1 protein-coding gene is annotated in these 1,260 nt (G+C 81.0%); it reads left to right on the forward strand.

Annotated features, from left to right (window positions below; genetic code table 11):
• Window positions 1-1,259 (forward strand): TadA family conjugal transfer-associated ATPase (locus tag FA014_RS19485; protein WP_419178444.1); only part of this gene is annotated, 1,259 nt, incomplete at its 5' end.
• Window position 1,260 lies beyond the last annotated feature (1 nt).

Consider the following 1,260-nt stretch of genomic DNA (forward strand, 5'->3'; position numbering starts at 1 on the left):
GCGGCCACGCGCGCCCCGCCGACGGTGCCGACGGACCGGGGGTCGCCGACCTCGTCGCCGGCGTCCGGCACCGGCTCGCCGCCGAGGGCGGTCCGGTGACCGCCGGGCGGGTGTCCGCCGCGCTGCGGGAGAGCGGCCGCGTGCTCGGCAGCGCTGCCCTGGCCGAGCTCGACGGGGTGGTCCGCGCGGAGATCGTGGGCGCCGGGCCGCTCCAGCCGCTGCTCGACGACCCGGCGGTCACCGACGTCCTCGTGAACGGCCCGCGGGACGTGTGGGTGGAGCGCGACGGCCGGCTGCAGCGGGCCGCCGTCGACCTCGGGGACGCCGCACGGGTCCGCGGCCTGGCGGTGCGGCTCGCCGCGGCGGCCGGGCAGCGCCTCGACGACGCGCGTCCCGCGGCCGACGCCCGGCTCCCGGACGGCACGCGGCTGCACGCGGTCCTGCCCCCGGTCGCCGACGGGTGCACGCTCCTGTCGCTGCGCGTGGTGCGCCACCGGCCGTTCGCCCTGGACGACCTGGTGCGCGACGGCACGGTGCCCCCGGGGGTCGACGCCGTGCTCCGCGGCCTCGTCGCCGGGCGGGCCAACCTGCTCGTCTCCGGCGCGACCGGGACGGGGAAGACCACGCTGCTGTCGACGCTGCTGTCGCTCGCCGACCCGGGGGAGCGGATCGTCTGCGTCGAGGAGGCGGGGGAGCTGGCCCCGCGGCACCCGCACGTGGTCCGGCTGCTCGCCCGCCGGCCGAACGTCGAGGGCGCCGGTGCTGTCGACCTCGGCGACCTGGTGCGCGAGTCCCTGCGGATGCGGCCCGACCGGGTCGTCCTGGGCGAGTGCCGCGGCGCGGAGGTGCGGGACGTGCTCAGCGCGCTCAACACCGGGCACGACGGCGGCTGCACCACCGTGCACGCGAACGCCGCCACCGACGTCCCCGCGCGGCTCGAGGCGCTCGGCGCGCTCGCCGGCCTGTCGCGCGAGGCGCTGGCGGCGCAGGCGGCGAGCGCGCTGCACGCCGTGGTGCACCTGCGCCGCGACGGCGGCCGGCGCCGGGTGGCGGAGATCGCGACCGTGGCCCGCGACCCGGAGCGGGGGACGCTCGTGGTCCGCACCGCGCTCGCGGCCGGTCCCGACGGGGGCGTGACCGCCGGACCGGGCTGGCCGGACCTCGCCCGGCGCGCCGGGCACCCGGGTGAGGTCGGCGACGCCCGCGGCGCGGGTGGCTCCCCGCGCGGGACGGCCGCGGCGCGGGACGCACCCGGGTGAC

This window comes from Cellulomonas hominis, assembly GCF_005239125.1.
GTDB classification, from domain to species: Bacteria; Actinomycetota; Actinomycetes; order Actinomycetales; family Cellulomonadaceae; genus Cellulomonas; species Cellulomonas hominis_A.